Here is a 4,790-nt window from a genome sequence, read left to right as displayed (position 1 = left end):
GATCACAAAGATCGAAGCCGTGATCATGAAAAGCCACCCGGTGTACTCCATGACCCAGTTAAGGGCCCCGGTGGAGGTCGCGGCGAGGTTATCCTTTCCGACGAAGCCCCAAACCACAAAGGCGACAGCCGCGACGCCGGTGATTCCGAAGGTCACTTTGTCAAGGGTGTGCGTGTGGTTCCGGCGCCGCGAAACGGCGTGATCGGTCTTGGCGTTGCGCAGTTCCTCGAGGATCAGCTCATACTCTTCTGTATCCGGCAGTGCCGCGGCACCTACGTCCCCCGGATCCAGGACATCCTCGGAGACAGGGAAGACTGCTTTACTCTTCTCCCTTCTTCCAGGTTCTTCGCTGCGCGGAACCACCCCGCTGTCAGCAGGCAACTCCTCGGGTGTATGGGATTTTAGGTCACTGTTAGAAGTCATGAGTGGGTCCTTTGCTCGGTGAGGCATGGGCCAGCGGTTAAACATGGCCCTCGGGAATCAGGCCGGGCGGAAGGTTGAGGGCCTCGTCTGATTCGATGATCATGATGTTGCCGTCGACGATCTGCACTTTCGCGGGTGCGTACCGGCAGTTTGGCCGGGGGTGCATTCAAGGCTCCTGTGCGGAGGCTGAACCTCGATGGGTGAGGGGGGCACTCGACCCAGTAGTCCTCTACGTAGCTGTCAGCCAGTGAGGCATCTTGGTGTGTGCACGTGTCGTCGATGGCGAAGATGTCGCCGGCTTCGGTGGGGAAAACGGCGATTGACGGCGCAGTATCGAGCCGTAGAGCCTGCCCGGCAGCGAGTTCACTGATCGGGCGGGCCTTGTGCATGGGGCACCTCTTTATGTTCAGGGGATTAAGTTTGCGCCAAGTGGGTTAGGGCGGGATCGTTCCGTATGACTCAACGGAAATCGCACTAAGCAACAGATTGCGCCTGATAAAAACGGATGTCAAGGGTTTTCGTTGATTTGCCGGGGATCTTGACACGAAACGTGGGATGCGTCAGTCTGTTGCATATCGCGATCTTCGTTGCGTAAGAAGCGGTTGAGGGACGAAGTATGGAGACTCTGGCTGTCGTCGGATCATCTTCGCCGGCTTCTCGGCCCCATGCTGCCCGTTGCCCAGTGTTTCGCCGGACGGCTGATCATCATAGGAGCTGAAACGCGCCGTCAATTAAGACAGGCCTCCACTGTTAAAGGACTTCCTTTGGGTATGCCAGGCTGACGAGCCGCCGTCATTTGAGGAAGTCGTCATGGGCGCCATCAAAGAGTGCCTCGGCCGCGTGCACGCCATTGTTGGCTGCGACGTCGCCAACCTCAGCCTCGGCCGCCGTATTAAGCACTATCGACGGCTCCGAGGGCCTGGATCTGATTCCAAGTGTCAGCGCGGAGAGCAGCAAAGACGTCAAGGCCTCAGCGGAGCGGACGGGTAAACAAACAAGACTTTGGCGCTGCGAACGCTGCCAGCCCGCCATGGAATCAAAGATCTACGCGAAGAGCGGGGGTACTGGTTCTGAACGAGCACCACTTCAGCGCTTCCACAACGGATTCAGGAAGTTGTGGGGGACCGTCATTCCGACGAGTTAGTCGTGCGCCCATGTGCGCTCCGATAAGCCCGACTCTGCGGTCGGGCTTATCGGTGTCTGTAGCCCATGTTGGCGCTAATGGACAGTCCAGCCGCGCGGAGCCCTTCGATGAGTCCGGGATCCTCTTCCGGGGTGAACCGGAACGCAGGACCGGAGATGCTAACAGCGGCGATTACATTCCCAAGATGGTTACAAATGGGAACTGCGACCGCTGACAGGCCGATTTCGAACTCCTCGTGGACGACCGCATAGCCTTGCCGGGAAATTTCGAGCAGCTGCTTCTCCAGTTGCGCGCGATTTGTCACGGTACGGGGAGTGCGGGCTGGCAGACCGACGGTCTTGAGGACGGTGTCCCTCTCGTCGGCCGGAAGGGCAGCAAGCAGGACCTTGCCGCTCGAGGTGGCATGCAGGGGCGTCAGGCTGCCGACCCAGTCGTAGGTTGCGAGCGTGGAGGGGCCCATGGCCTGATCCACGTTGACCGCGTAATTCGATCGCAGGACAGCCAGGTTCACTGTTTCCTTGTAGCGCGCAGCGAGACTCTCTAAAACGTCTCTGGCCTCTCGCACCACGCTCAATCGGCCCGGGATGGACGATGCCAATCGCAGGATTCCAAAGCCCAGCTGGTACTTGCCGCGTTCGCTGTTCTGGCGGACCAGGTCCCGACCCACCAGCGACCCCACCAGGCGGGATACTGTGGATTTGTGGACGCCCATCTCCTCAGCGATCTCGCTGACGCCCGCATCACCCTCACGGGCGAGGATATCCAGGATCTGGAGGGCACGGTCTACCGATTGGACGCCTCCACCCTGTGCGTCCACGCCCTGATCCGGGTCGTTGCGTGCGGCCATGTCGCCTCGTGTCCTTGTCCATGCGGAGTACCCAGGCCTGGAAGTTCCAGTCGAACTGCCGCCTCGTTAAGTTTCATCCTAGACCGGCTCAGGCGCTGGCTCGTCTACCGGCGCCTCAGCCTTCACGCGGCCGAGCAGCAGTGTGAACAGGCACCGAGGCGTTCGTCCCACTAGTAGATGCCTGGCTTCGCAGCTATCCCGTCCCTTTGGAGTAAGAAGTGTCCCTTAGGCGACTCCCGTACGAACACGTCACCGTCGCCGGCAGCAACCGCGTTAAGCGGGGCATGGCTGAGATGCTCAAGGGCGGCGTCATCATGGACGTCGTCAATGTTGAACAGGCCCGCATCGCCGAAGACGCCGGTGCCGTTGCAGTCATGGCCCTGGAACGTGTTCCGGCTGATATTCGTGCCCAGGGCGGCGTGTCCCGCATGTCGGACCCGGACATGATCGAGGCGATCATCGACGCCGTCTCCGTGCCGGTGATGGCCAAGGCCCGGATCGGCCACTTCGTCGAGGCCCAGGTCCTGCAGCCCCTCGGCGTGGACTACATTGACGAGTCCGAGGTCCTGACCCCGGCCGACTACGTCCACCACATCGATAAGTGGAACTTTACGGTTCCCTTCGTCTGTGGCGCTACCAACCTCGGTGAGGCGCTGCGCCGCATCAACGAAGGCGCGGCCATGATCCGCTCCAAGGGTGAGGCCGGTACCGGCGATGTTTCTAACGCGACCGGGCACATGCGCCAGATCCGCGCCGAGATCGCCAAGCTCGCCGCGCTGCCCGAGGACGAGCTCTACGTCGCGGCCAAGGAACTGCAGGCCCCGTACGAACTGGTCAAGGAGGTTGCCGCCGCCGGCAAGCTCCCCGTGGTCCTGTTCACCGCCGGCGGCATTGCCACCCCGGCCGACGCTGCGATGATGATGCAGCTCGGCGCTGACGGTGTGTTTGTCGGTTCCGGTATCTTCAAGTCCGGCAACCCGGCCCAGCGTGCCGCTGCCGTCGTTAGGGCTACTGCCTATTTCGATGACCCTGACGTTGTTGCCAAGGCCTCCCGCGGCCTCGGCGAAGCCATGGTGGGCATCAACGTCGACGAAATCCCCCAGCCGCACCGCCTCTCCGAGCGCAGCTGGTAAAAGGCGTGACTGTGACGGTCAATCAATTAGAAAAGACCGCCAGCGGACGTGGGTTACGCGCAGACTGGGCACGCCTCACGGGCCACACGGTTAAGGTCTGGCGCATGGGCGAATGCATTTTGACGGGCGTTGTTGACCAGGCCTCAGCAGATGACTCCATTCTTTGGATTGCCGCAGCCGGAAACGACAGGCGACGGCTTTTCGACAAGCGGAGTGGATTTCAGGTCCGGGCGTAGGCAGCAGTGCCTTGGGAGTTGTTTCCGTGGCCCCCGGCTGCTCATATGATTGCCGCGGCCCGTAACGGGTACAACTAAGTCATGACGACGTCGCCCCTGGTCCATGGCCCCATTATGCGGTATGTCGATGAGACCTCGGCCAGCCTCTGGGAGGAAACCTGGGGCGATTCCCGCGTCTCCGTCCGGGCCGGTGACCCAGCTGGGAAACCCGAACCTTTGCCGTGCACGGCCACCACTACGCGCTGGTGGATGCGGAGGGGATGGAGCAGGGATCAGTGCTGCCCTACACGCCGCGCGTACTCAAAAATCTGTCTGCCGGTGCGGGGGGAGTCAAAGGACTGGCCAGTACCCGCCGCCCGGGTTTTAGGACATGGCGGACCGCCAGCGTGCAACACGGTTACGTCTGACGCAACCTGTAGTCGATCCGCCCAGACATGCCCCAGCATGGGCCTGCGCTCGTCGCATGCCCCCACGTCCGGCGCATAAGTCCTGGAACCGCCATCCGATAAATACGAACATAACAAAAGGGTCTTGACTGTGTTGCAGCTCACCCCTTAGTCTGTTGCAACAGCGTTGCGCTGAATGCAACTCCAAAGAATCTTGGTGGACACATGAGTAACGAAACTTCGCCTTCCGCTCTTGCCGGAGGCTCTGGCCCCAAGCCGCATGGTGCACATGACGGACCCGGCCCCGGCCGCAGCACGTTGCGCGGCCAGAATTTTGAACCGGCTGACGGTGTGGTCAGCAAGGAAACGCGCCGCAGAGTGGTCGCGGCCAGCTTTATCGGTAACTTTGTTGAGTGGTTTGACTACGCGGTTTACGGCTATCTGGCCGTTACGATCGCGGCAGTCTTTTTCCCTGAATCGGATCCTCAGACGGGGCTTTTGCTGACGTTCGCCCTGTTCGCGATTTCGTTCCTGGTCCGCCCGTTGGGCGGGTTCGTCTGGGGCCATATCGGTGACCGGGTGGGCCGGCGGACAGCTCTTTCCCTCTCGATTTTGATCATG

Annotated in this window: 4 protein-coding genes and 2 pseudogenes; 2 read left to right on the top strand and 4 right to left on the bottom strand. The window is 61.1% G+C overall.

Features of this window, described 5'->3' with window-relative positions; all coding sequences use genetic code 11:
* From DAD99_RS21595 to DAD99_RS07975, 4 genes and pseudogenes are all read right to left on the bottom strand, one after another.
* Positions 1 to 423 (bottom strand): annotated as a pseudogene (locus DAD99_RS21595) (BCCT family transporter); the annotation flags it as partial.
* A gap of 37 nt (positions 424 to 460) precedes the next feature.
* Positions 461 to 589, bottom strand: coding sequence for a hypothetical protein (locus DAD99_RS22135; RefSeq protein ID WP_309233225.1), 129 nt, complete (start codon positions 587 to 589; stop codon positions 461 to 463).
* A 34-nt stretch (positions 590 to 623) separates the two neighbouring features.
* Positions 624 to 812: pseudogene (locus DAD99_RS22130) on the bottom strand (Rieske 2Fe-2S domain-containing protein); the annotation flags it as partial.
* An 801-nt stretch (positions 813 to 1,613) separates the two neighbouring features.
* On the bottom strand, positions 1,614 to 2,414 hold the full coding sequence (locus DAD99_RS07975; protein ID WP_193341087.1) for an IclR family transcriptional regulator: 801 nt from the start codon (positions 2,412 to 2,414) through the stop codon (positions 1,614 to 1,616).
* Positions 2,415 to 2,632: 218 nt separating this feature from the next.
* On the opposite strand from DAD99_RS07975, the gene pdxS reads away from it, so the two are divergent.
* Together pdxS and DAD99_RS07965 are read left to right on the top strand one after the other, a co-directional pair.
* Positions 2,633 to 3,547, top strand: coding sequence for a pyridoxal 5'-phosphate synthase lyase subunit PdxS (gene pdxS / locus DAD99_RS07970; RefSeq protein ID WP_193341086.1), 915 nt, complete (start codon positions 2,633 to 2,635; stop codon positions 3,545 to 3,547).
* An 847-nt stretch (positions 3,548 to 4,394) separates the two neighbouring features.
* Positions 4,395 to 4,790 (top strand): MFS transporter (locus DAD99_RS07965; protein ID WP_193341085.1); only part of this gene is annotated, 396 nt, incomplete at its 3' end.

Origin of the sequence: Pseudarthrobacter sp. AB1, assembly GCF_014926485.1 — a bacterium.
In the GTDB taxonomy this organism is placed as follows: Bacteria; Actinomycetota; Actinomycetes; order Actinomycetales; family Micrococcaceae; genus Arthrobacter.
Note: the sequence above shows the minus strand (reverse complement) of the source record. Positions and strands in the feature narration are given on the sequence as shown.

What these genes read in the sequence shown, in the direction of transcription:
- DAD99_RS22135 (WP_309233225.1), bottom strand. Translation starts at nt 589, where the DNA reads ATGCACCCCCGGCCAAACTGCCGGTACGCACCCGCGAAAGTGCAGATC.
- DAD99_RS07975 (WP_193341087.1), bottom strand. Translation starts at nt 2,414, where the DNA reads ATGGCCGCACGCAACGACCCGGATCAGGGCGTGGACGCACAGGGTGGA.